At 67.1% G+C, this 23,837-nt stretch carries 24 protein-coding genes; 13 read left to right on the forward strand and 11 right to left on the reverse strand.

Annotation, left to right across the window (positions count from 1 at the left end):
* Positions 1 to 14 precede the first annotated feature (14 nt).
* The 6 genes from CEX88_RS07820 (at position 15) to pth (ending at position 4,388) form a co-directional block, all read left to right on the forward strand.
* The gene (locus CEX88_RS07820) at positions 15 to 995 is read left to right on the forward strand and encodes a ribose-phosphate diphosphokinase (protein ID WP_094293033.1); all 981 of its coding nucleotides are present in this window, start codon (positions 15 to 17) and stop codon (positions 993 to 995) included.
* Positions 996 to 1,337, forward strand: coding sequence for an arsenate reductase (glutaredoxin) (arsC, locus tag CEX88_RS07825; RefSeq protein WP_094293034.1), 342 nt, complete (start codon positions 996 to 998; stop codon positions 1,335 to 1,337).
* A complete protein-coding gene (locus tag CEX88_RS07830; protein WP_094293035.1) occupies positions 1,334 to 2,017 on the forward strand; it encodes an LpqN/LpqT family lipoprotein in 684 nt (227 codons plus the stop codon). Before arsC ends, CEX88_RS07830 begins: the two co-directional genes overlap by 4 nt.
* Before the next feature lie 95 nt (positions 2,018 to 2,112).
* Complete coding sequence (locus CEX88_RS07835) at positions 2,113 to 2,985, forward strand: oxidoreductase (protein ID WP_094293036.1); 873 nt, start codon at positions 2,113 to 2,115, stop codon at positions 2,983 to 2,985.
* A 140-nt stretch (positions 2,986 to 3,125) separates the two neighbouring features.
* Positions 3,126 to 3,803, forward strand: coding sequence for a 50S ribosomal protein L25/general stress protein Ctc (locus CEX88_RS07840; protein WP_094293037.1), 678 nt, complete (start codon positions 3,126 to 3,128; stop codon positions 3,801 to 3,803).
* Positions 3,804 to 3,809: 6 nt separating this feature from the next.
* Positions 3,810 to 4,388, forward strand: a complete 579-nt coding sequence (gene pth / locus CEX88_RS07845) for an aminoacyl-tRNA hydrolase (RefSeq protein WP_094293038.1) — start codon at positions 3,810 to 3,812, stop codon at positions 4,386 to 4,388.
* Positions 4,389 to 4,390: 2 nt separating this feature from the next.
* Here pth and CEX88_RS07850 read toward each other — a convergent pair whose 3' ends face one another.
* The 3 genes from CEX88_RS07850 to CEX88_RS07860 form a co-directional block, all read right to left on the reverse strand.
* Complete coding sequence (locus CEX88_RS07850; RefSeq protein WP_094293039.1) at positions 4,391 to 5,113, reverse strand: cutinase family protein; 723 nt, start codon at positions 5,111 to 5,113, stop codon at positions 4,391 to 4,393.
* A 66-nt stretch (positions 5,114 to 5,179) separates the two neighbouring features.
* Entirely contained in the window at positions 5,180 to 6,340 is a 1,161-nt protein-coding gene (locus CEX88_RS07855) for an Rv3169 family protein (RefSeq protein WP_238381989.1), read from the reverse strand.
* Positions 6,341 to 6,349: 9 nt separating this feature from the next.
* Positions 6,350 to 7,282 (reverse strand): metal-dependent hydrolase, encoded by a 933-nt coding sequence (locus CEX88_RS07860; RefSeq protein ID WP_094293041.1) that lies wholly within the window; start codon positions 7,280 to 7,282, stop codon positions 6,350 to 6,352.
* 121 nt (positions 7,283 to 7,403) lie between these two features.
* Here CEX88_RS07860 and CEX88_RS07865 point away from each other — a divergent pair, with 121 nt between their 5' ends.
* Positions 7,404 to 7,976, forward strand: coding sequence for a TetR/AcrR family transcriptional regulator (locus CEX88_RS07865; RefSeq protein WP_238381990.1), 573 nt, complete (start codon positions 7,404 to 7,406; stop codon positions 7,974 to 7,976).
* Here CEX88_RS07865 and CEX88_RS07870 read toward each other — a convergent pair.
* Entirely contained in the window at positions 7,951 to 8,793 is an 843-nt protein-coding gene (locus tag CEX88_RS07870; RefSeq protein ID WP_094293043.1) for an alpha/beta fold hydrolase, read from the reverse strand. The two genes, CEX88_RS07865 and CEX88_RS07870, sit on opposite strands and share 26 nt — an antisense overlap.
* Before the next feature lie 82 nt (positions 8,794 to 8,875).
* Here CEX88_RS07870 and CEX88_RS07875 point away from each other — a divergent pair, with 82 nt between their 5' ends.
* Positions 8,876 to 9,925: a phosphotransferase family protein gene (locus CEX88_RS07875; protein ID WP_094293044.1), complete on the forward strand. Its 1,050-nt coding sequence runs from the start codon at positions 8,876 to 8,878 to the stop codon at positions 9,923 to 9,925.
* Here the strand turns inward: CEX88_RS07875 and CEX88_RS07880 are convergent.
* From CEX88_RS07880 to CEX88_RS07900, 4 genes are all read right to left on the reverse strand, one after another.
* The gene (locus CEX88_RS07880) at positions 9,922 to 10,770 is read right to left on the reverse strand and encodes an ABC transporter permease (RefSeq protein WP_094293122.1); all 849 of its coding nucleotides are present in this window, start codon (positions 10,768 to 10,770) and stop codon (positions 9,922 to 9,924) included. The genes CEX88_RS07875 and CEX88_RS07880 overlap by 4 nt on opposite strands.
* A 14-nt stretch (positions 10,771 to 10,784) precedes the next feature.
* Entirely contained in the window at positions 10,785 to 11,744 is a 960-nt protein-coding gene (locus CEX88_RS07885) for an ATP-binding cassette domain-containing protein (RefSeq protein ID WP_094293045.1), read from the reverse strand.
* 114 nt (positions 11,745 to 11,858) lie between these two features.
* Complete coding sequence (locus tag CEX88_RS07890) at positions 11,859 to 13,493, reverse strand: fatty acyl-AMP ligase (RefSeq protein WP_094293046.1); 1,635 nt, start codon at positions 13,491 to 13,493, stop codon at positions 11,859 to 11,861.
* Between the two features lie 340 nt (positions 13,494 to 13,833).
* Positions 13,834 to 14,808 (reverse strand): 4-(cytidine 5'-diphospho)-2-C-methyl-D-erythritol kinase, encoded by a 975-nt coding sequence (locus tag CEX88_RS07900; RefSeq protein WP_094293047.1) that lies wholly within the window; start codon positions 14,806 to 14,808, stop codon positions 13,834 to 13,836.
* Between the two features lie 80 nt (positions 14,809 to 14,888).
* On the opposite strand from CEX88_RS07900, the gene CEX88_RS07905 reads away from it, so the two are divergent.
* On the forward strand, positions 14,889 to 15,686 hold the full coding sequence (locus CEX88_RS07905) for a serine/threonine-protein kinase (protein ID WP_094293048.1): 798 nt from the start codon (positions 14,889 to 14,891) through the stop codon (positions 15,684 to 15,686).
* On the opposite strand, the gene rsmA is transcribed toward CEX88_RS07905, so the two are convergent.
* From rsmA to CEX88_RS07920, 3 genes are all read right to left on the reverse strand, one after another.
* Positions 15,673 to 16,581 (reverse strand): 16S rRNA (adenine(1518)-N(6)/adenine(1519)-N(6))-dimethyltransferase RsmA, encoded by a 909-nt coding sequence (gene rsmA / locus CEX88_RS07910; RefSeq protein WP_094293049.1) that lies wholly within the window; start codon positions 16,579 to 16,581, stop codon positions 15,673 to 15,675. The two genes, CEX88_RS07905 and rsmA, sit on opposite strands and share 14 nt — an antisense overlap.
* Positions 16,578 to 17,705 (reverse strand): resuscitation-promoting factor, encoded by a 1,128-nt coding sequence (locus tag CEX88_RS07915; RefSeq protein WP_064399551.1) that lies wholly within the window; start codon positions 17,703 to 17,705, stop codon positions 16,578 to 16,580. Before CEX88_RS07915 ends, rsmA begins: the two co-directional genes overlap by 4 nt.
* A gap of 90 nt (positions 17,706 to 17,795) precedes the next feature.
* Positions 17,796 to 18,644, reverse strand: a complete 849-nt coding sequence (locus CEX88_RS07920) for a TatD family hydrolase (protein WP_094293123.1) — start codon at positions 18,642 to 18,644, stop codon at positions 17,796 to 17,798.
* A gap of 24 nt (positions 18,645 to 18,668) precedes the next feature.
* On the opposite strand from CEX88_RS07920, the gene metG reads away from it, so the two are divergent.
* The 4 genes from metG to sigJ all read left to right on the forward strand — a co-directional run bounded on the left by metG (position 18,669) and on the right by sigJ (position 23,779).
* Positions 18,669 to 20,252, forward strand: a complete 1,584-nt coding sequence (metG, locus tag CEX88_RS07925; RefSeq protein WP_094293050.1) for a methionine--tRNA ligase — start codon at positions 18,669 to 18,671, stop codon at positions 20,250 to 20,252.
* Between the two features lie 8 nt (positions 20,253 to 20,260).
* On the forward strand, positions 20,261 to 21,610 hold the full coding sequence (gene gdhA / locus CEX88_RS07930) for an NADP-specific glutamate dehydrogenase (RefSeq protein WP_064399548.1): 1,350 nt from the start codon (positions 20,261 to 20,263) through the stop codon (positions 21,608 to 21,610).
* Positions 21,611 to 21,671: 61 nt separating this feature from the next.
* Entirely contained in the window at positions 21,672 to 22,877 is a 1,206-nt protein-coding gene (locus tag CEX88_RS07935; RefSeq protein ID WP_094293051.1) for an NAD(P)/FAD-dependent oxidoreductase, read from the forward strand.
* Positions 22,874 to 23,779 carry an RNA polymerase sigma factor SigJ gene (sigJ, locus tag CEX88_RS07940; protein ID WP_066845973.1) on the forward strand — a complete coding sequence of 302 codons (906 nt, stop codon included), beginning with the start codon at positions 22,874 to 22,876 and terminating at the stop codon, positions 23,777 to 23,779. Before CEX88_RS07935 ends, sigJ begins: the two co-directional genes overlap by 4 nt.
* The last annotated feature ends 58 nt before the right edge of the window (positions 23,780 to 23,837 follow it).

Consider the following 23,837-nt stretch of genomic DNA (forward strand, 5'->3'; position numbering starts at 1 on the left):
CTTGAGGGCGCAGCGTGGGCACCGAGTGGACCGACAATCGCAAAAATTTGATGCTGTTCTCGGGTCGGGCGCACCCCGAACTCGCTGAACAGGTCGCCAAGGAACTCGACGTACCCGTGACGGCGCAGACCGCGCGGGACTTCGCCAACGGCGAGATCTTCGTCCGGTTCGACGAATCCGTCCGCGGTTGCGACGCCTTCGTGCTGCAGAGCCATCCGGCGCCCCTGAACCAGCACCTGATGGAACAGCTGATCATGATCGATGCGCTCAAGCGCGGCAGCGCCAAGCGGATCACCGCGATCCTTCCGTTCTATCCGTACGCACGGCAGGACAAGAAGCACCGCGGGCGCGAACCGATCTCGGCGCGGTTGGTCGCCGACCTGCTCAAGACCGCGGGCGCAGACCGGATCGTCACCGTCGACCTGCACACCGACCAGATCCAGGGTTTCTTCGACGGACCGGTCGACCACATGCGGGCGCAGAAGCTGCTCACCGGTTACATCGCCGAGCATTACTCCGATCACGACATGGTGGTCGTCTCCCCCGACTCCGGCCGGGTTCGCGTCGCCGAGAAGTGGGCGGACTCCCTCGGCGGCGTCCCGCTGGCGTTCATCCACAAGACGCGCGACCCGCTCAAACCCAACGAGGTGGTGTCCAACCGCGTCGTCGGCGACGTGCGGGGCAAGACCTGCGTGCTGACCGACGACATGATCGACACCGGTGGCACCATCGCCGGTGCGGTCAAGCTGCTCAAGGCCGACGGCGCCGGCGACGTGATCATCGCGGCGACACACGGTGTGCTCTCGGATCCGGCCCGCGAGCGGCTGGCCGATTCGGGTGCCTGCGAGGTGATCGTCACCAACACGCTGCCGATCGGCGAGGACAAGCACTTCGCGCAGTTGACCGTGCTGTCGATCGCACCGCTACTGGCGAACACGATCCGCGCGGTGTTCGACAACGGCTCGGTGACAAGCCTTTTCGACGGGTCGGCATAGATGTCCTCGACGATCTACCACAACCCCAAGTGCTCGACCTCGCGCAAGACGTTGGACTTGTTGCGGGAGAACGGAATCGAGCCTGAGATCGTGCAATATCTGAAGACGCCGCCGACCCGCGCCGAGCTGGAGAAAATGATCTCCGACGCCGGTATCGACGTGCGCACCGCCGTGCGGAAGCGTGAATCCCTCTACGGCGAACTGGGTTTGGCGGACGCCTCGGACGACGAGCTCCTCGACGCGATGGCCGCCAACCCGATCCTGATCGAGCGGCCGTTCGTCGTCACGCCGAAGGGCACCCGGTTGGCCAGGCCGATCGACGCGGTGCGCGAGATTCTGTGAGCCGTCGAGGCTTTCGAGTTCTCGCCGCTGCGGTGACGGTTGTCGGTGCGATCGCCGCTGTGTCCGGCTGCGGCACCGACCCGCCCAACTATCAGTCGGTGTGGTCGACGTCGTCACCGCCGCCGCCGACCACCGCCAACCCCGATGACAAGCCGGTGCCCGTCGCGGCGTTCCTGGAACAGGCCGGTGTGACCGGGCAGCCCGTGTTCCCCGAGAAGCTCACCGATCTCACCGTTTCATATCCGACACCTGCCGGGTGGGAGCCGTACTTCAACACCAACTTCGCGCCGGGAACCAGGGTGATCGCCAAGGGCGAGACGTACCCGATCGCGATGCTGGTGGTGATGAAGTTGACCGGTGACTTCGATCCGCGCGAGGCGATCAAGCACGGCTACGTCGACGCCGAGATGTCGCAGAACTTCAAGCGCCTCAACGCGTCCATGGACGACTTCAAGGGTTTCCCGTCGGCGATGATCGAGGGCAGCTACGACCTCAACGGCACCCGGATGCACAGCTACAACCGCATCGTCATCGCGACCGGCGCACCGCCTGCCAAGCAGCGCTATCTCGTCCAGTTCACGGTGACGAGTTTCGCCCAGAAAGCCGCCGAAGAGGCCCCCGACATCGAGAAGATCATCGGCGGCTTCAACGTCGCGGTCCCCAAGCCGCCGCCGAAGTAGCGCCAGTTTTTGCGCGAAATGGCATTCCAGCAGCGAAAGTGCGAGTGGACACCTGCTGGAATGCCATTTCGCGGTACGTCACTAGGGTGGTCGGCATGAGCGACTGGACCGCCGCGGATCTGCCCTCCTTCACCGGACGCACCGTCATCGTCACCGGCGCCAACAGCGGCATCGGCTTGATCACGGCGCGCGAACTGGCCGGAGCAGGCGCCAAGGTCATCCTCGCCGTGCGCAACACCGCCAAGGGTGACGAGGCCGCGGCGACGATCACCGGGGACGTCGAGGTCCGCAAGCTCGACCTGCAGGACCTGGCGTCCGTGCGCGCGTTCGCCGATGGTGTCGACGCCGTCGACGTGCTGGTCAACAACGCCGGCATCATGGCCGTCCCGTACGCGTTGACGGTCGACGGCTTCGAGAGCCAGATCGGCACCAACCATCTCGGCCACTTCGCCCTGACCAACCTGCTGCTGCCCAAGATCAGCGACCGCGTCGTGACGGTGTCCTCGGTCATGCACATCTTCGGCCGGATCAACCTCAAGGACCTCCACTGGAAGGCCCGGCCGTACCTGGCGTGGCCGGCGTACGGCCAGTCCAAACTCGCGAACCTGCTGTTCACGAAGGACCTGCAGCGTCGACTCGACGAGGTGGGCTCGCCGATCCGGGCGATCGCCGCGCATCCGGGCTACTCCGCCACCAACCTGCAGGGCCAGACCGGCAACCCGATCGGGACCCGCTTCTGGCTCGCCGCCAACCGGGTGTTCGCCACCGAGCCCGACTTCGGTGCCCGCCAGACCCTGTACGCGGTGGCCGAGGATCTGCCGGGCGACACGTTCGTCGGCCCGCGCTTCGGCAGCCGCGGTCCCACCGGGCCGACGGGCTTCCGCAGCCCGCTGGCTCGCGACGGCCGGATGGCGACGGCACTGTGGGAGCTCTCCGAGCAGCTCACCGAGACCGCCTTCCCGCTCTGATTTGGGGCGCAGCACCGTTTCCGGCTACCCTGGCCGGTGATCACGGCGAGGGTGGCCGCGCCAGCGGAGGCCACCGTTATCGACGCGAACCTTGTGGTTGAGCCCCGCCGTGCTGAGCACACGACAGGAGCACCCACATCATGGCGAAGAACGCCCCCAACAACCTGACCGCGGCGGTCCGCACCGAGACCGGCAAGGGCGCATCGCGCCGCGCCCGCCGCAACGGCAAGGTGCCCGCGGTCCTCTACGGTCACGGCACCGATCCGCAGCACCTCGAACTCGACGGCCGTGACTTCGCGGCCGTGCTCCGCAACTCGGGCACCAACGCGGTGCTCACCCTCGATATCAACGGCAAGGAGCAGCTCGCGCTGACCAGGGCTCTCGACATCCACCCGATCCGCCGCACCATCACGCACGCCGATCTGCTCGTCGTGCGCCGTGGCGAGAAGGTTGTCGTCGAGATCAACGTCGTCATCGAGGGTGACGCGGTGCCCGGGACCCTGGTCACCCAGGAGACCAACACGATCGAGGTCGAAGCCGACGTGCAGTCGATTCCGGAGAACGTCGTCGTCTCGGTCGAAGGTGTCGAGGCCGGCACGCAGTTCACGGCCGGCTCACTCGAGCTGCCGTCGGGTGTCACGCTGGTGACCGACCCCGATTCGCTGGTGGTCAACGTCGTCATCGCGCCGACGGCCGAGGAGCTCGAGGCCGAGGGCGGCGGTGAGGCGCCGGAGGAGGCAGCAGCCGAGGTCGCCGAGGGCGCCGACGAGGGCGAGGGCGACTCCGCCGAAGCGGCTCCCGCCGAAGAATCCGAGTAGTCCGGCATGGCCGAACCACTACTCGTGGTCGGCCTGGGCAACCCGGGACCGCAATACGCCACAACGCGGCACAACCTCGGGTTCCTCGTCGCCGACATCCTCGCCGATCGCATCGGCTCGGGATTCAAGGTGCACAAGAAGTCCGGCGCCGAGGTGGTCACCGGCCGCCTCGCCGGACGCTCGGTGGTGCTGGCCAAACCGCGTACCTACATGAACGAGTCGGGTCGGCAGGTCGGACCGCTGGCCAAGTTCTACTCGGTGCCACCGGCCGACATCGTGGTGATCCACGACGAGCTCGACATCGACTTCGGCCGGATCCGGCTGAAGTTCGGCGGCGGTGTGGCCGGACACAACGGGCTACGGTCGGTGGCTTCGTCGTTGGGCAGCAACGACTTTCAGCGCGTCCGGATCGGCATCGGTAGGCCGCCCGGCCGCACCGAAGGCGCGAAGTTCGTGTTGAGCACCTTCACGTCCGCGGAGTGGAAGGACGTGCCGACGATCTGCGAGCAGGCCGCCGACGCCACCGAGATTCTGGTGGCACAGGGCGTGGAGCCGGCGCAGAACATCGTGCACGCCTGGGGCTGACGTCAGCCTCCGGTGTGGCCGGACAGCGTGGTGATCGGCGCGGCGGCCCCGAGGCGGTCGGCGGTGAACTGCGCCGCCTGAGCGGTGAGCCCCGACTCGACGTAGAGGCTGTGCGCCGCGACGTCATTTCCGTTGGAGCACACCGGATCCGCGCCGTTGCACAGGTCGATGGTCTTGGCCCCGTAGGCCGGGCTCAGCGCGGTGAGCGGACCGCCGAGCAGGCGGATGGAGGGGTTGCCGAACACCGCGACGGCGGCCACGTGGTCGGCGACCGCGGCGGGCATCGGCTGGGTGAAGCCGAGTGTGGGCGTGTTCGCCAGGGCGATGGCGTCGATGACGGCGGCACCCTGTGAGTACCCACCGAGCACGATCCTGGTGTCCGGGCAGGTGGTGGCGATGTTCTGGACGAACAGGCTGGCGTCGTTGGCGCCCTCGGCGGCGCGCAGGAAGTCCCGTGTCGCGGGATAGTTGACCGCGTAGACGGCGACGGACTCGTCACCCACGAGCGGTCGCAACGTGTCGACGAACGCCTGGCCGACGCGGCCGACGCCCGCCGGTTCCCCGGTGCCGCGAGCGAATACCACCTGCACGTCGGGACACTCCCCGGTGGGCGCCGCAGCGGCCGGTGCTGCCGACGTCATCAGCGGTGCGCCCAGCGCCGCACCCGAGATGAATACTGCCGCAACTATGATCATCAGCCGACGCAGCGGCAGTCTCGTCTTCATGCATGGCCAAACGCCCAGCCGTTGACGATGTATTCCGCGCGCGGTCCGCGGTCCGCGTCACACTTTTCAGAGGAACGAGTTCTGGGCGGTGAGCCCCCGCTCGGGGAACTCGCCCAGCGCGAACGTCTCGGCATTGCCGAGCCCGGAACCGCCGCCCACCGGATCGTCCACGCGGACCAGCAGATCCCGCAGCTGATGCAGCTTGCGGGCGTTCTCCGCGGTGTCGCAGTCGGTCACGTGGTAGCCCTCCACGCGCAGATCGCCGACCCACTGGCCGTAGACCCAGTCGTTCCAGCCGTAGTAGCCGGCCGTGCCGAGGTGAAAGCCCGTCGGTCCGGCCGCGGTGATAGTCAGTGGTCGCCGCGATCCGTCGGAGTCGATCAACGTGACCGTGCCATGGGTCAGTCGCCGGTTCTCGTCGTTGAAGTGCAGATCCTGTTCCACCGAGACAAACCGGTGCGTTGTGCCGTCGTCGTTCTGTTGCTCTGCCTGACAACGGATTTCGAGAAAACCGTCGCCACGCTCCTCCTGGTACATCACGAACAGCGAGTACGCTGATCCGTCGGGGCGCGTCAGCGTCATCGGCAGCCAGGTCATGAACATCTGCTTGATCTTGCGCCCGCCACGAGGCAGGCCGGGGATGGGCTTACCAACCCCGGGGCGCAGGCCCCAAGAATGATCGCGCACCGATATCCACTCGTCGGGCCGAATCTCGGAGCGACGGCCTTCGACCTCGACCCAGCCCGACGCCACGCCGATCTGGTGGTAGCGCAACACATTATGGGAGACGCGGTACCCGTCCGGGCTGCGGTCGGGCCACGGATCCTCCAGCGCCGCATCGAAGCTGCCCTGCATGACCACGTCGAACGAGATCGGCGCGTGTTCGGTCGGCTCGAGGCTCACCTGAATCGACCGCAGCGGCTCCAGCACGCGATAGCGGATCGGCCCGACGGCGGTCGAGGAGGGATCGGCCGACAGGCGGCGCCCGCCGCGCACGGTCCACTGCTCGGTGCCGCGGCACACCCCGGCCGCACCGTCGAACACACCACGGTTGGTGTACTTTCCGACGCCGAGCACGACCTGCAGCGAGTTGTCCCGCGCATGCGCGAGCGTCCAGATCTTCTCCGTCCACGACGGATCCGATTGGCTGACCGTTGCGAACGTGTCGACGATCTGGTGGGTGAGCGACTCGTCTTCGGGCACCAGACCGCCGTAGTTCGTCGTCAACAATCGATGTCACCTTTCCGTGGTGGACGACGACCGGGCGAACGTCGTCATATCTGCGCCGTTGTCGTAGGCGCGCATCCAGATCTGCGCCCACGCGGGCAGCGGCTGATCGGCCGGATCGTGGTACGGCGTCTGCGAAAGCGCCAGTCGCCATACCATTTTCGCCAGGTCGGCGGTCGGCACCGGTTGGAAGATCGTGGGTGCTCCCCCGCCGTCGCGTCGGCGGCGCACGATGGGCAGGCGGTGTTTGAGTTCACCGGTCAGAAAGTCGCCGGACAACAACTCGCGGGTGGAGACGCCGCGATCCTCGATCGGGACGACCTCGTCGAACACCGTCGCGATCGCGTCCGCGATGGCGGCGACATGGCTGAACGTCCTCTTGATGTGCTTGACGCGGGACCACGGGTGGGGGTTGACGTGATTGCACAGGATCAGCCCCGAACTGCGGTGCTCGATCTCCTCGACGAAGTGCCACATCATCAGCGAGGCGACCCGGACATCGCCCCCGCCGAACAGCGAATCACGGTGGTCGAGAATAACTTTGAACAGCGGGGTGAACGTGGCTTCGAGGTTGGCGACGTAGGCGAGGTGGAAGGCGACCGGCTCGTTCCTCAGCAGCTCGTCGTAGGCCGCGCAGGCGTCAGCGTAGCACTGCTCGAGGTCGGGGTATCGGTCGATCAGCGCGAGCATGTGCTTGCGATGCGCGGCGGCATGCTGGGCTTCCTGCTTGAGGAACCCCTCGGCTTCCTCCGCGACGCCGGGACTTTCGGCCAACCGGTCAGCGGCCATCCGCACCGCACTGACGATGTAGCGCTCGAAGGGCACCGCGATGAACGTGAACGCATTGCAGAACAGTCCGAAATTCGGGTTGGCCGGCTGCCACATGAACGGCACTGACGCGTCGAACTCCCATCCGATCTTGCGGACGATGAGGTCGGTCACCGTTGCTCTCCTCCGCACCGGGACGTGGCACTGCGCATCCGGTGACTCACCCGTCAATGGGGTGCTCGGGCTTGATGTAGCGTTAGTGTGACATTTGACCCTGCAGATGTAAAGGTTGATCGTGGCCCGCACCGAGGATGCCGAGCAGTCGACGCGGCGGCGCATCCTCGCGGCCACTTTCGTCGTGCTGGCCCGTGACGGTCGGCGGAAGCTGCAGCTGTCCGATGTCGCCGCCCAGGCGGGCGTCTCCCGCCCGACGCTGTACCGCCACTTCGGTTCCAAGGAGGGGTTGCTCGAGGCGTTCGGCCTCTACGAACAGGACAACTTCGATGCGGGAATCGCGAGCGCGATGGCGGGCCTCGTGGGCCGCGACCGCCTCGATGCGGCGTTGCGCTTCATCGTCGAGTTCCAGAGCACCTACTCCCTAGGATCGCTCGCCGATACCGAACCCGAACACGTGCTCGCGCAGATGAGGCGTGTGCTGCCGATCATGCACGAGCGGATCGCACGGATCATCCCCGGCGACAACAAGGACGTCGCCGCGGCGGCCGTGGTGCGCATCGCGGTGTGCCACTACCTGCTCGGAGGAGCCAGCCCCGAGAACTTCCTCGCCGAACTGCGCCACGCCGCAGGCCTCGACGCCGCGCGCAACGGCCGTTCCGCATCGCTCACCCCGCGTCCAGCCAGTCGCTGATCTTGGCCGCGATCAGCTCGGGCTGTTCGAGGTGCAGGAAGTGCCCGACTCCGTCGATGATTTCGTGCGACGACCCGGCGGTCGTCAGGTACTCGTCCAGGTCGGCGAGCAGCTCGGCGCCGATCGCGCCGTCGTCGCGGCCATGTAGGTAGAGCGTCGGGACCGGGGGCGGCACGGCCGTCGCCGCGGTCTCGTCGGCGGCTTCGGGATCGCCGAACTCCGGATTGAACGACGCGCGGTACGGCCCGACGACGTCGGTGATGTTCTCGGCGGTGACGTGCCTGCGCAGTTCGGCGATGTCTTCGGCGCAGTCGTATCCCGGTGACCAGTCCGCCCACAGGGACTCCCAGAATCCCGGCGCGAGCAACGCCGCCTCGGCCAACCCGACCTGCTGGATGAACCAGATGTAGAACGACCGTTTGAGCTGCCGATAGGTGAACAGGCCGGTCGCCAGCACACCGATCGGCGGTACGGCGAGCGCGACGAAACGCCCGAAGACCGGGGCCGAGCCCGCGACCACGCCGTAGCCCGCGTGCGCACCCCAGTCGTGACCGATCAGCACCGCGCGGTCGTCGGCTCCGCTCGCGTGGGCGACCTGGCGTACGTGGCGCACGTACGTGCCGACGCTGACCGGGTGGCTGACCAGTGTGTCGAATCCGGGGAGCCACGGCGCGATGACGCGATAGCCGCGGCCGACCAGATGCGGTCCGAGGTGGCGCCACGTGAACGGGGTGTCGGGGAAGCCGTGAACCAGGACAGCCAGTGGCCGGTCGTGGTCGTCGATGTCGCCGAAGGTGAGCGCCTGCGGTCGGGTCACTCCGCGAGCGTATTACATACGAGATATCGGATGTAACAGGTTGCTCCTTTACATCTCACCACCCGCGTGTAAGCCTTTCTCCATGGCGGGCATCGCTCTGGTCAAACGCGACCTCGAGGCCACCCGCGCCAGGCTGCGGGACTGGTTCGCCAACCGGCACACCGACGAGGTCGTCCTATCCGAACTACGGCCGGCGAACCGGGCCGCGGGCTGGTCGAGCGAAACACTGGTGTTCAACGTCGAAACCGGCGGACGCAACAGTGAGCACGTCATCCGGATACCGCCTGCGGGCGGCGGGATCTTTCCCGAATACGACCTCGACGCGCAGTCCGCGACGCAGCGACTTCTCCACGAACACGGTGTCGCGACGCCGTCACCGATCGTCTACGAGCCCTACGAGTCGTGGATCGGCTCGAAATTCCTTGTGATGCCACGGATCGTCGGCCACACACCGTCGGACACCAGCTATGCCACGCGCGGTTGGCTGCACGACGCCGGCATGACCGTGCAGCGCCGAGTGCACGACTCATTCCTGGAAACAATGGCGCGCCTGCATCGGGTGCCGCCCGAACAGGCCCCGTGGCTGGCCCGACCCCAGGGAGTCGGTGTCAGCGCCGAGCTCGAGTGGTGGCGCGAGTACGTCAGGTGGGGCACTGATGACCAGGTCCCCGATGTCATCACCGAAGCCTTCGACTGGCTGACGCGCCGCACACCCTCCGCCACAACTGATTTGAGTATCTGCTGGGGCGATGCGCGGTTGTCCAACGCGATCTTCGACGACTCCGGCGAACTCGTTGGCGCGCTGGACTGGGAGCAGGCCTGCGTCTGCCCCGCGGAAGCCGATGTCGCGTGGTGGCTGGCCACCCGAAAGCAGATGCTCGAGGTCAACGGCTTGGACCTCGACCCCGAACTCGAAGGCTTCGACAGCCGCGCTTCGGTTATCGGACGCTACGAGGAGATGCTCGGCAGGCCGCTCGAAGATCTCGACTGGTACGAGATATTCGCGATGGTCCGCATGGGGTGTTGCATCCTGCGGACGCAGGTCCTGTTGCGGGCGACCGGGCAGTCGGAGCACTTCCTCACCCGGGCGCCGATCCTGCCCGCATGGACGGTGGCCGCGATTCGCGCCTAGCTGCCGGTGCGGCGGGCGTAGGCGCGCAGGGCGAACGGCGCGAAGACCGCCGTCAGCAGCAGGGACCAGAGGATGGTCGCCAGCACCGGATGGTGCAGCGGCAGCTGCGCACTGTCGGGCGCGGGTCCGCCGTTGCCGCACAGTTCGCGCATCGCTTGAGCCAGCGACGACACCGGGTTCCACTCGGCGATGACCCGCAGCCAGTGAGGCATCGGCTCGGTCGGGACAAATGTGTTGGCCAGGAACGTGATCGGGAACAAGACGGTGAACATCACGCCGTTGACGGCCTCGACGGTGCGCAGCAGTGAGCCGATCAGGATGCCGAACCAGATCATTCCGAAACCGAAGACCAGGACCAGAGCGAAGGCCAGCACCGCCTCGGCGACGCTGCCGCGGATGCGCCAGCCGATCGCCAGGCCCGTCAGCGCCATCACCACCACGCCCAGCGACGAGTGGATCAGGCTGGCGATGCTGCGACCGATGAGCACCGACGATCGCGAGATGGGCAGCGAGCGGAACCGGTCGATGATGCCCTTCTCGATGTCGGCGGTGATACCGGATGCCACGACGAATGCCGAGAACACGATAGTTTGCGCCTGGATGCCCGGCAGCAGGAACTCGCGGTAGTTGGTGCCTCCCGGGTTGGGTATCGACGCGCCGAATACGAACGCGAACAGCAACACGAACATGATGGGCTGGGTGGTGACGTCGCTCAGCATCTCGGGCATGCGCTTGGTGTGGATCATGTTGCGCTTGACCATGATCCAAGACTGCTGGGTAATGTTGGTTCGTCGAATCGCGACCCGTTTCCTTTGGGCGTGTGCCGGTGGCGCCACGGTAGTCATGTCACCTTCGATGGTCATGCACCGTCCTCCTCTTCGCTGCGGTGACCGGTCAGCGAGAGGAAGACGTCGTCGAGGCTCGGTCGCGACAACCCGATGTCGTCGACGGCGATGTCGTTATCGCGCAGCATCGCCGCGACGCGGATCATGTCGTCGAGGCCCTCGGCGGCCGCGGTCAACTCGCGTGCGCCTGCGTTGACGAACACTTCGCTACCGTCCGCGGCGAGCAGCGCCTGGGCCGCGGAGAGGTCCTCGGTGCTCGTCACGGTGACGACAAGGCTGGCATTGCCTGCCTGCTGTTTGAGCTCAAGTGGCGAACCCTCGGCGATGATGCGCCCCTTGTCGATCACCAGGATGTTGTCGGCCAGCTGATCGGCCTCTTCGAGGTACTGCGTGGTCAGCAGCAGCGTGGTGCCCTGCTCGACGAGACCTCTTAGCGCGTCCCATAATTCGCTGCGGCTGCGAGGGTCCAGGCCGGTGGTCGGCTCGTCGAGGAACAACACCGGCGGCGAGGCGAGCAGGCTCACCGCGAGATCGAGCCGGCGACGCATGCCGCCCGAGTAGGACTTCACCACGCGATCGGCGGCGTCGGCGATCGAGAACTGTTCCAGCAGTTGATCACCCAGTTTGATGAGGTCCCTCTTGCGGATGCCGTAGAGCCCGCCGATCATCCGGATGTTCTCGCGGCCGGTGAGCAGCTCGTCGACGGTGGCGACCTGCCCGGTCAGGCCCATGTTGCGGCGCACCTGATCGGGTTCGCGCACGACGTCGTAGCCGGCGACGCGGGCGGTGCCGCTGGTCGGTGCGGTCAACGTCGTCATCATCCGCACGGTGGTGGTCTTGCCGGCGCCGTTCGGGCCCAGCAGCCCGAGCACCGTACCGGGGGGAACGGTGAAGGTGACGCCGTCGACGGCCGGTTCGCCGTCGCCGAAGCGCTTCACAAGATCGATCGCCTCGATGGCGGGAGCGGAAGGCATGACACCGAACGTATCGCCACTCACGGACAGCTCATTACGTGGCGAGCGACCGCAAAATGCAGGCGCTACGCGGAGTGTCGGGGTGCAAACACGGTCGCTCGCGCACCTAGGGGACTAGGTGACGAGCGAGACCGAGGTGCTGCGGCGCAGCTTGCCCGACGGCGTCTTCGGGATGGTGCCGGGTCCGAGCACGACGACGTTGCGCGGACGCACGTCGACCTCGCCGACCACCTCATGGGCGACCTGCTGCTCGATCCGGCGCACCTCGACGGGATCCTGCCAGGCGTTGGACTCCACCGCGACGGCGAACGTCTCCCGCGAGTGGCCCGCGTCGAGACGCACCGCGACGGCGCATCCCGGCCGGACCCCCTCGACACGGCATGCGGCGCGCTCGATGTCGGTCGGGTAGATGTTGCGGCCGGCCATGATGATGACGTCCTTGACCCGGCCGCACACGACGATGTTGCCTTCGTCGGTGATGTAGCCGAGGTCGCCGGTGTCGTACCAGCCGTGCTCGTCCTGCGCCGGGATGAATCCGCCCATGGTGATGTAGCCGGGGGTCAGTGATTCACCGCGAAGCTCGATCACACCGACGCCGCGCGGCGGCATCACGTTGCCCTGCTCGTCGATGACGCGGGCCTCGAGGTCGCGCAGCAGCGGTCCCAGCGAGGCCAGCCGGCGGGTGTTGCCCTTTGTCGCGGGTACGGCGCGGCGCAGCGCGGCCAGCAGATCGGCGTCGACCTCGTCGACCACCAGTCCCGCGCCGCACGGAGAGAACGACACCGCGAGCGTGGTCTCGGCCATGCCGTAGGCGGGCAGGATGGCGTCGGGCTTCAGGCCGAATGGCTTGCCGGCATCCAGCAGGTCCTCGACGTCGGCGGGCTCGACGGGCTCGGCGCCCGACAGCGCGAACCGCAGCGTGGACAGGTCGAACTCACCCGGCTTGGCCTGGCGGCGCAACCGCTTGGCGAACAGCGCATAGGCGAAGTTCGGCGCCGCGGTCATCGTGCCCTTGTACTTGTCGATGAGCTTGGCCCACAGCAGGGTGTCGCGCAGGAAGTCCAGCGGGGTGACCTTGACCAGTTCCGCGCCGAAGTACATCGGGATGGTCAAGAAGCCGACCATGCCCATGTCGTGGAAGCACGGCAGCCAGCTGACCATGACGTCCTTCTCGACGTCGTACTCGGCGCCGATGAACATCGCCTCGGCGTTGGAGTAGATGTTGCGGTGCGTGATCTGGACCGCCTTGGGCGAGCCCGTGGAGCCGGAGGTCAGCTGCATCAGCGCGAGATCGTCCTCGCCGACGTCGATCGGGTCGATCGGATCGGAGGCCATCAGGTCCGACACGGTGAGGACCGTGATGCCCTGCTCTTGGAGCACCGGGACGGCGACCATGAACGGTTCAGAGACGATGACGGCCTTGGCCTCGATCATCCGCACGACGTTCATCGTGTCCTCGGCCCAGACCGCGAGGTCGGTGCGCGGGGTGGGCTGGTGCAGCATGGTCAGGCTGGCGCCGCGCATCCACAGGCCCTGGGCGGTCGGGGCGATCTCCACGGGGAAGCCGGCCAGCACGCCGACCGCGTCGCCGAGTCCGATACCGGCCTTCTCGAGGCCGCCTGCGACGCAGCGGGCGCGCTCGTGCACCTCGCCCCAGGTGTGGCGGACGGGTTCGTACGGTTCACCGGTGACCATGCCCGTCGTCACGGTGCGGGCATTGCGGTACATCTTCTCGGTGAATCGGCTCACGACACCCTCCTCGGTTCCTGGAGCCGCTGCGCCTGCGGCATGGGGCTCAGCGCAAAAATCCTCGTCATATGCTCCGCCCGATCAGAGATGTGGTCGCGAAGGCGCGCACACGAGTCGGGAGCGGTTTCGTCTCGAATTGGCGATGCACCGAGGCCTTCGCCGTATCCGACAAGGCGCCCACCGAGGTCTCCGGCGGGAAAGAAAGTCGTGTCCGATGCATGACAGCTAATCTTCACCATCGGTCATCTTATGCAACTCTTAAGTAGCCGCCAAACTCTCGCGAGTATTGAGGTCTGGGTCACACCCTCTCGTGACCAAACTGTTCCCCGGCGACATGAGGTCACGCCGACGTCGACGGCGTCGGCACCACCCGCGCGCCCTGGACGGGGCCGCTGGCCACGCGCACGGTGCGACACACGCCCGCGCCCGCCAACTGCGCGCCGACGTCGACCGCCTGGCCCGCCGAGGCGCACAGAAAAGCGCACGTCGGCCCCGACCCGGACACGATGCCTGCCAAGGCTCCGGCCTCCGTGCCCGCGCGCAGCGTGCGGCGCAACTCCGGATCGAGGCTCAGCGCGGCGGGCTGCAGGTCGTTGCCGAGCAGCGGGGCGAGTTGAGCCGGATCGCCGGAGGCCAGCGCGGCCAGCACCGGTTCGGCGTCCTCGAGGCGCGGCGGCGGCTCGCGATCCGGGCCCGCAGAGTCGCGCAGCCGGTCGATCTCGGCGAACACCGCCGGGGTCGACAACCCACCGTCGGCAAAGGCCAGTACCCAGTGAAACGTCGTGCGCGCCAACACCGTCGCCAGCTCCTCACCGCGCCCGGTGCCCAACGCGGTCCCCCCGTGCAGAGCGAACGGCACGTCGCTGCCCAGCCGGGCCGCCAGCGCATGCAGATCGCGCCGCGGCACCCCCAACTCCCACAGCGTGTTCATCGCGACCAACACCGCCGCCGCGTCAGCGCTACCGCCGGCCATCCCGCCGGCGACCGGGATGGATTTGTCGATCGAGATCGCCACATCCGGTGCCCGCCCCACGTGTTCGGCCATCAACTCCGCCGCCTGCCACGCAAGGTTGCGCTCGTCGGCCGGCAGCGATTCGGCCCCTTCACCGGACACTTCCAGCGACAGCATGTCGGCGTTGCTGACGATGATCTCGTCGAGCAGCGAGACGGCGTGGAACACGGTGGTGAGCTCGTGGTAGCCGTCGTCGCGGCGGTCACCCACTTCCAGGTAGAGGTTGACCTTGCCGGGCACTCGCACGGTGACCGACCCCGTCGGCACCCACTCGGAGGCGGTGTTCCCGTTCCAGCCCGGCACGGCACGACACTATCGAAAGGAGTCGCCGACCAGTCGTCCTGTCGGCGAGTCGGCGCAGTCGGCGGCACTAGTGTGAGCTCGTGCTGTCCGCCGGCGACCGGTTCGACGACTACGTGGTCGACGAGGTCCTCGGCCAGGGCGGATCGGCCACGGTCTACCGGGCGCATCACGCGGACAACCCGCAGCGGGTGGTCGCGTTGAAGGTCCTCGCCGAACACGCTCGCGATCGAGCGCACGTGGCCCGGCTGCGGCGTGAGTTCGAGTTCGCGAGCCGGCTCGACCACCCCCATATCGTCACCGTGTACGAGCGGGGCCCGGGGTGGTTGACGATGCAGTTCGTCGCGGGCGGCGGAGCGCAGAACCTGCCGACGGTCCCCGACCGCCTCGCCGCCCTCGGCCAGATCGCCGACGCGCTGGACTACATGCACAACCGCGCGATCGTGCACTGCGACGTCAAACCCGCCAACATCCTGGTCGAGCTCGACCGCTCGCACGCCGTGCTGATCGACTTCGGGGTCGCGGCCGAGATCACCGACGACATAGGCCGCCGCCCGTCGCAGGTGGAGGCCTCGCTGCCGTACTCGGCGCCGGAGCTGATCGCGGGTCGGGCGCCGACAGAAGCCACCGACGAATACGCACTGGCCTGCACGGCGGTCGAACTGATCACCGGGTCACCGCCGTTTCGGGAGGACTCCCGGGTCGGGTTGGTCGAGGCGCACCTGCATCGCCCGCCACCACGGTTCTCGGCTGAATTCGACTGGCTGCCACGCACCTTCGACTCGATCGTGGCCAAAGCCCTGGCGAAGGCGCCCGCGGACCGCTACCAGTCCTGCCGGGAGTTCGTCGCGCTGGTCGTGCGTGCGGTCAGCGGACGCTGATCGAGCCCTTGGTTTCCCGAACCACCGGCTTGTCGACCTCTTCTGACCGTTGCAGCAGCCGGACGAAGTCGGCGATGGACAGGGTCTCACCGCGGCGTGAGGGATCGATGCTGGCGGCGAGCAGCCTGCGCGCCGACTCGTTACCCGAACCCGCCCATTCGGCGAACGCGTTGCGCGCCGTCTTGCGCCGCTGCGCGAACCCGATGTCGATCAGCTCGAACACCTGCTCACGGAAGCTCTCGTCGGTCGGCCACGGCGACGTCTCGTAGCGCTCGATGCCGACCAGGCCCGAGTACACCCGGGGGATCGGCCAGAACACCGTCGGCGACACCATGCCGTGCCGGCGGACCTTGCCGAAGAAGCGCACCTTGGCACTTGGAACGCCGTAATCCTTGCCGCCCGGTTCGGCCGCGAGCCGCTCGGCCACCTCGGCCTGCACCATCACCATCACGGTGCGGATCGAGGGGAACTCGGCCATCAGATGCAGCAGCGCCGGCACGGCGATGTTGTAGGGCAGGTTGGCGACCAGGGCCGTGGGCTCCTCGTCGAGTTCTTCGCGGCGCAATCCGAGGATGTCGCGGTTGAGCACGGTGAGCCGGTTGATCTCGCTGTGCGAATGCTCGGCGATGGTGGTCGGCAATTGCCGGGCCAGTACGGGGTCGATCTCGACGGCGGTCACCCGCGCGCCGCGGTCGAGCAACGCCAGCGTCAGCGAGCCCAGTCCGGGCCCGACCTCGAGAACGTGGTCGTGCTTGTGGACACCGGACGCCGAAACGATTCGCCGTACGGTGTTGGCGTCATGGACGAAGTTCTGGCCGAACGATTTGCGCGGCCGAAAGTCGATCGCCTTCGCCAGTTGTCGTATCTCGGTCCGCCCGAGTAGTCGAATGGTCAGCGCGCACCAATCCTCCCGCTACAAGTCGGCCACGCGCCCCACCCTTGTCGCGCCCGAGTGACTTCAGCAATCGCGATTTGTTCTTCTCTTGTTGCCAAGTCGGCTCTCGCAGCATAGCGCAGACCGCCGTTGCGCTCCCATGTGTTTTGGTCGAATTGAACGCCGCCGTAATATCCGTTGCCGGTGTTGATCGCCCAATTACCTCCGGCTTCGCACCGGGCAAGGGCGTCCCAGGTCGCTGCGTTGGACACCGGCGGCACCTCGGTTCCGGGCTTGGTGCCCACTCGCACGACCCCTTCACGGGCCGGCGTTACAACGACATTGGCTACTGGCAACCTGCCGGTCTCCACACCGTTGAGTTTCGCCACGGCAAAGATCACGTCCTGGGTGCCCGGCATCCCCGGGTCCTCGACGACCTCGCGGCTCTGGTTCAGCGTCGGGTCCTCGATGCGCTTGAGGCCGGGCGGCAGCGGCACACGCTCGGCGATCTTGTCGATCCGATTGCGCGTCACCTGCACGTGCATACCGTCGGTGACGGGGGCCGATGCGGCAGGAACCACTGCGTCACGCTGCTCGAGCGGGGCGCCCGCCTCGGCGAGCAGACCCGCGACGTTCGGGGCGGCCAGGGTGACGCTGCGCGTCGCTCCGCCGTCGTCGATGTACACGGTCTTGGGACTGACCACGGGCAGCGACATTCCTGCCAGCGGAACCCGGCTGGCGCGCGAGGCGGCCGCGGGCGCCTTGTCGGTCATCTCCAGCTGCGCGAGAGCCTCGTCGACCGTCGACGCGGTCGTCCACACCTGCTTGCTGTCCTCGCCGTCCAGTGAAAGCTGAAGCGGACGGCTGCGGCGCAGCACGATGGTGTCGGCCTGGTTCACCGGCTGATCGGCGGCCGGGAACAGGTCGTCGCGGTCGCCGACCTCGAAGCCGTTCTCCTCGACCACGTCGATCACGCGCGACTTCATGGTCGCCACCGTCGTCGACGACCCGTCGACGGTCAGCGTGACGGTCTTGTGCGCAGCTATCGCGTAACCGCCGGCGAAGGTGAGTGCGAGCAACGTCGCACCGACCAGCAGACGAAGTAGCGGTGAACGCGCCTCGTGGAGCTTTGTGAAAGTGTTCAAAACGTCGTATATCCCCGACTATCGGACGGAACTCCGCGCCCTTGCGGTGCTTCGCTTTCGGTCACAGCACGGTAACGGAGAGGCCTCGAGTCAGCAACTCGCGAGGCTGTACGCGCGCTCGGCTGTGGTGGTGGTTTCACGTGCGACGGCTTCCGCCGGCTTACCGACGATCTCCGCCACCGCCCGCACAGTGTAGGGAAGGCAGTACGGCTCGTTGGGCGCGCCGCGGTACGGGTGGGGCGTCAGAAACGGCGCATCGGTCTCGACGAGCATTTGCCCGGGCGGAATCAGCTGTGCGGCTTCGCGCAGGGCTCTGGCGTTCTTGAAGCTGACGGTGCCCGACAGGCTCAGTAGCCAGCCCTGGTCGATGCACCGACGCGCCATCTCCGGTCCCGAGGAGAAGCAGTGGAAGATCACGATGTCAGGGGCGCCTTCGGCGGCGAGCACGTCGAGCACTTGGTCGTCGGCCTCACGGTTGTGGATCATCAGCGGCTTACCGGTCCGCTTGGCGAGGTCGATGTGCCAGGCGAATGCGTCCCGTTGGGTGGCCGGTTCCGCGCAGCCTTCAAGCTTGCCGGGCCAGTACAGGTCGAGGCCGGTCTCGCCGATCGCGACGACGCGGGGATGCCCGGCCAGTCGCTCCACGACGGTCTTGGCGTCGTCGGTCAGGGCGTCGGCTCGCGTCGGGTGCAGGGCGACGGCGGCGTAGACCCGCTCGTCGGCGTCGGCGGCCTCGGTGGCCCAGCGCGCGGAGTCGAGGTCGTCGGCGATGGTGACGACGGCCCGGACGCCGACCGCTGCCGCCCGGTCGACGATCGCGGTGACGTCGGCCGCGTCCGACGCACCGCATGCGTCGAGATGGGTGTGCGCGTCGATCAACGGGCTCAGCGGATCCGGAGCGGGGGGCCGCTCCCTTCCGCCTGAGCGCTTCGCGTTCACCGCCACACCATAAGCTGAGTTGAAATGACTACCGCTGTCCCCGGGGCGCGAGCGCCTAGCCCAGGCGCGCCCTTCTACATCACCACTGCGATCGCCTACCCGAACGGCGATCCGCACGTCGGCCACGCCTACGAGTACATCGCCACCGACGCCGTCGCCCGGTTCAAGCGGCTGGACGGATTCGACGTGCGGTACCTGACCGGCACCGATGTGCACGGGCTGAAGATGGCCGAGGCAGCGAAAACGCTGGGCATTTCCACGGCCGACCTGGCGCGGCAGAACTCGGATGTGTTCGAGCGCCTGCAGGAGAAGCTGAACATTTCGTTCGACCGGTTCATCCGCACCTCGGACGCCGACCACTTCGAGGCCTCGAAGGAGATCTGGCGCCGGATGAACGACGCCGGTGACATCTACCTGGACTCCTACCACGGTTGGTACTCGGTACGCGACGAACGGTTCTTCACCGACGCCGAGACGAACGTCGGCGCCGACGGCGTGCGGGTCGCTGTGGAGACCGGCGCGCCCGTGACGTGGACCGAGGAGCAGACATACTTCTTTCGGCTGTCGGCCTATACGGACCGCTTGCTGGAGCATTATCGGGCGCACCCGGAGTTCATCGAGCCCGAAGTGCGGCGCAACGAGGTCGTCAGCTTCGTCTCCGGCGGGCTCAGAGACCTGTCGATCTCGCGCACCACCTTCGACTGGGGCGTGCCGGTGCCCGACCATCCCGACCACGTCATGTACGTGTGGGTAGACGCGCTGACCAACTACCTGACCGGCGTCGGCTTCCCGGACACCTCGTCGGAAGCCTTCACGCGTTACTGGCCGGCCGATCTGCACATGATCGGCAAGGACATCATCCGGTTCCACACCGTCTACTGGCCTGCGTTCCTGATGTCGGCGGGAATCGAGTTGCCGCGCAGGGTTTTCGCGCACGGATTCGTGCTCAACCGCGGCGAGAAGATGAGCAAGTCGGTGGGCAACATCATCGACCCGGTGAACCTCGTCGACACGTTCGGGCTCGACCAGGTGCGCTATTTCTTCCTGCGTGAGGTGCCGTTCGGTCAGGACGGCAGCTACAGCGAGGACGCGATCATCGGCCGCATCAACGCCGACCTGGCCAACGAGTTGGGCAACCTGGCGCAGCGCTCGCTGTCGATGGTGGCCAAGAACCTCGACGGAATCGTCCCTGAGCCAGGGGACCTCATCGCCGACGACGCGGCTTTGCTCGAATCGGCCGACGCGCTGATCGACCGGGTGCGTGGCCATTACGACGCCGTGGCGATGCACCTGGCGCTCGAGGCGATCTGGTCGGTCCTTGGCGCGGCGAACAGGTACTTCTCCGCCCAGGAACCGTGGGTGCTGCGCAAGTCGGAGGCGGCGCAGGATCAGCGTCGGTTCGGCACAGTGCTATACACGACGCTCGAGGTCGTGCGGATCGCCGCGCTGCTGACGCAGCCCGTGATGCCCGACTCGTCGGCCAAGCTGCTCGATCTGCTCGGGCAGAACCCCGACGGCCGAACCTTCGCCGCTATCAGCACCCGGCTGAAGCCAGGCACCGCCCTACCGGCCCCGACCGGTGTGTTCCCCCGCTACCAGGCTGAGTGATTCGAAAAGTGAACGGACTACACGAGAAACTGCACGACCTCTACGAAGAGGTCGCCAAACGCAACGCAGGCGAGACCGAATTCCATCAATCCGTCTACGAGGTGCTCAACAGCCTTGGACCGGTGGTGGAGAAGCACCCCGAATACGTCGACTCCGAGGTCATCCGGCGGCTGTGCGAGCCCGAACGCCAGATCATCTTCCGGGTGCCCTGGGTCGACGACCGCGGCACCGTGCAGATCAACCGCGGCTTCCGCGTCGAGTTCAACTCCGCGCTGGGGCCGTTCAAGGGCGGCCTGCGGTTCCATCCGTCGGTGTACCTCGGAATCGTCAAGTTCCTGGGCTTCGAACAGATCTTCAAGAACTCGCTGACCGGAATGCCGATCGGCGGCGGCAAGGGCGGCGCCGACTTCGACCCCAAGGGCCGCTCCGACAGCGAGATCATGCGGTTCTGTCAGTCGTTCATGACCGAGCTGTACCGCCACCTCGGCGAGTACACCGACGTACCCGCCGGTGACGCCGGCGTCGGCACGCGTGAAATCGGTTACCTGTTCGGCCAATACAAGCGGATCACCAACCGCTACGAGTCGGGCACCCTCACGGGCAAGGGACTGACGTGGGGTGGTTCCCAGGTCCGCACCGAGGCCACGGGCTACGGGACGGTCTTCTTCGTCAACGAGATCCTCAAGGCCAACAACGACACGTTCGAGGGCAAGCGCGCCGTGGTGTCCGGTTCGGGCAACGTGGCGATCTACGCGATCGAGAAGATCCAGGAACTGGGCGGCACCGTGGTCGCGTGTTCGGATTCGAGCGGCTACGTCGTCGACGAGAAGGGCATCGACCTCGACGTCCTCAAGGAGATCAAGGAGGTGCGCCGCGGCCGGATCGCCGACTACGTCGAGATGCGCGGTGGCACAGCGGAGTTCGTCGCCGACCGCAACGTATGGGACGTTCCGTGTGAGATCGCGATACCGTGCGCCACACAGAACGAGATCAACGGCGACGAAGCGCTGGCATTGATCGAGAACGGGTGCCGCGTCGTCGCCGAAGGCGCGAACATGCCGTGCTCACCAACCGCGCTCAAGCACTTCGCCAACGCGGGTGTGACGTTCGCACCGGGCAAGGCGGCCAACGCCGGCGGCGTCGCCACCAGCGCCTTGGAGATGCAGCAGAACGCCTCGCGGGACTCGTGGACGTTCGTCGAAACCGAACAGCGCCTGGAGCAGATCATGCGGCGGATCCACAACCGCTGCCTGGTCACCGCCGAGGAGTACGGCCAACCCGGCAACTATGTGGCAGGCGCGAACATCGCGGGGTTCATCCGGGTCGCCGACGCGATGCTGGCACTGGGCCTGGTCTGACGTCATATGTGACGCGCATCACAAACTGTCACGTCCCGGCGCCGGCCGGTGTCTAGAGGGCATGACTGATTTCATCGCACGCACAGACTCCACCGCCCACACCCGCGTCGTCGTCCTCGGCGGCGGCTACTCCGGAATCCTGGCGGCCAACCACCTGCGGACGCGCGAGGACGTCGACGTCACGGTGGTCAACCCCAGGCCGAAGTTCGTCGAACGGATTCGGCTCCACCAGCTGGTAGCCGCCGGTTACGACGCCGGAGTCGACTACGGCACGCTGCTCGGCGAAGGCATCCGGCTCGTCGTCGACACCGCGACGCGCATCGACACCGCCGCACGCACCGTGCGCCTGGCGTCCGGGCGCGAACTCGACTACGACTACGTCATCTACGCCGTCGGCAGCACCGGCACGGTGCCGAAAACCATCCCCGGTGCGGCCGAGTTCGCCTACCCGATAGCGGAATTCGAGCAGGCACAGCGACTGCGCACCGCACTGGAACGGTTGCATCCCGCCGCCCCCGTCACCGTCGTGGGCGCAGGCCTGACGGGCATCGAGACCGCCTCGGAACTCGCCGAACAGGGCCGCAACGTGACGCTGGTCTGCGGCGGGCGCCTGGGACCGTCGCTGTCCGAACCTGGCCGACGCTCCACCGCCAAGGCGCTTGCCAAGCTCGGCGTGACGGTCATGGAGGCCGACGTGGTCACCGAGGTACGCGCCGGCGCGGTGGTTTTCGCCGACGGAGCGGTGCGCCCGAGTGCGATCACCGTCTGGACCGCCGGGTTCGGTGTTCCTGAACTCGCGGCGGCGAGCGGACTAGGTACCGACGCAATTGGTCGCCTCATCACCGACGAGACACTGACGAGCGTGGACGACGAGCGTATCGTCGCGGCCGGTGACTGTGCGGCTCCGTCAGATCAGCCGCTGCGGATGTGCTGTGCCACGGCAACGCAACTCGCTCCGCAGGCGGCGAACACCGTGCTGAGCCGCATCGCGGGCACGACGCCCGCCGCATTCGAGTACGCGTACGCCGGATCCTGCATCAGCCTGGGGCGCCGCACCGCGACGCTGCAGTTCACCCGCAAGGACGACACCACGGTGGACGTCTATTTCGCGGGTCGGGCCGTCGCCAAGTTCAAAGAGGCGGTCTGCAAGGGCACCCTGTGGGCGATGCGCCGCTCGGCCCGCAAGCCGGCCTGGACGTTCTGGCTCAAGGGCGGGCCCCGTCCCCAACAGCCGGTTCCCGCTGCGAAGGTGGTCACGAAGAGGTGACCACCACACCGGGAGACCATGCCGAGCGGTTCACCGTCCTTCGGCCGCTGCTGTTCACGATCGCCTACGAGATCCTGGGCAGCGCAACCGAATCCGACGATGTGCTGCAGGACAGCTATCTCCGCTGGGCCGACGTCGATCTGAGTACCGTGCGCGACACGAAGTCGTATCTGGCGCAGTTGGTGACCCGCGAGGCACTCAACGCGCTGCGCGCCAGGTCACGTCGCCGCGAGGAGTACATCGGTCCGTGGCTACCGGAGCCGCTGCTACTCGAGTCACGCGATGCGTCCTCTGATGTCGTGCTGGCCGAATCGGTGTCGATGGCGATGCTGGTGCTGCTCGAGACGCTGACCCCCGACGAGCGCGCGGTGTTCGTGCTGCGTGAGGTGTTCGGCTTCGAGTACGACGAGATCGCGGGCGCGGTGGGCAGATCCGCGTCGACCGTGCGCCAGATGGCGCACCGCGCCCGCGAACACGTTCACGCGCGGCGCAACCGCTTCGGCCCGGTGGACGAACAGCGAACCGAGCAGATCACCGAACAGTTCCTGGCCGCGGCGGCCACCGGCGACATCGACGGCCTGATGTCGCTGTTGTCGCCCGGCGTCACCTGGACCGCGGACCACGGCGGCAAGGCCACCGCGATCCGCAGGCCGGTCGTCGGCGCCCGCCGGGTGGCCGCGCTCATGGCGCGGCTGTTCGAGGTAGCCAGGGAGACACCGGAAATCCGTTTCGAGACGGCCGTCTACAACAGTGCGCCCGCCGTCGTCGTCTACACCGGCGACCACCTCGAGGGGTTGTTCGTGTTCGAGGTAATCGAGGACAAGATCACGAACCTGTACGCCATGCGCAACCCGGACAAGCTGGCGGGCATCACGACCCCTCGCAGCATCAGCCGGCAGTGACCTGTGCCACATTCGCCTTCGAGATGTCACACTGCGGAGATGCCCGGTGTCTTGAGGT

Origin of the sequence: Mycobacterium neumannii (assembly GCF_002245615.1) — a bacterium.
Taxonomy (GTDB): Bacteria; Actinomycetota; Actinomycetes; order Mycobacteriales; family Mycobacteriaceae; genus Mycobacterium; species Mycobacterium neumannii_A.

What these genes read in the sequence shown, in the direction of transcription:
- CEX88_RS07840 (WP_094293037.1), top strand. Translation starts at nt 3,126, where the DNA reads ATGGCGAAGAACGCCCCCAACAACCTGACCGCGGCGGTCCGCACCGAG.
- metG (WP_094293050.1), top strand. Translation starts at nt 18,669, where the DNA reads ATGACTACCGCTGTCCCCGGGGCGCGAGCGCCTAGCCCAGGCGCGCCC.
- CEX88_RS07880 (WP_094293122.1), bottom strand. Translation starts at nt 10,770, where the DNA reads ATGACTACCGTGGCGCCACCGGCACACGCCCAAAGGAAACGGGTCGCG.
- pth (WP_094293038.1), top strand. Translation starts at nt 3,810, where the DNA reads ATGGCCGAACCACTACTCGTGGTCGGCCTGGGCAACCCGGGACCGCAA.
- CEX88_RS07875 (WP_094293044.1), top strand. Translation starts at nt 8,876, where the DNA reads ATGGCGGGCATCGCTCTGGTCAAACGCGACCTCGAGGCCACCCGCGCC.
- CEX88_RS07835 (WP_094293036.1), top strand. Translation starts at nt 2,113, where the DNA reads ATGAGCGACTGGACCGCCGCGGATCTGCCCTCCTTCACCGGACGCACC.
- arsC (WP_094293034.1), top strand. Translation starts at nt 996, where the DNA reads ATGTCCTCGACGATCTACCACAACCCCAAGTGCTCGACCTCGCGCAAG.
- CEX88_RS07885 (WP_094293045.1), bottom strand. Translation starts at nt 11,744, where the DNA reads ATGCCTTCCGCTCCCGCCATCGAGGCGATCGATCTTGTGAAGCGCTTC.
- CEX88_RS07935 (WP_094293051.1), top strand. Translation starts at nt 21,672, where the DNA reads ATGACTGATTTCATCGCACGCACAGACTCCACCGCCCACACCCGCGTC.
- CEX88_RS07850 (WP_094293039.1), bottom strand. Translation starts at nt 5,113, where the DNA reads ATGAAGACGAGACTGCCGCTGCGTCGGCTGATGATCATAGTTGCGGCA.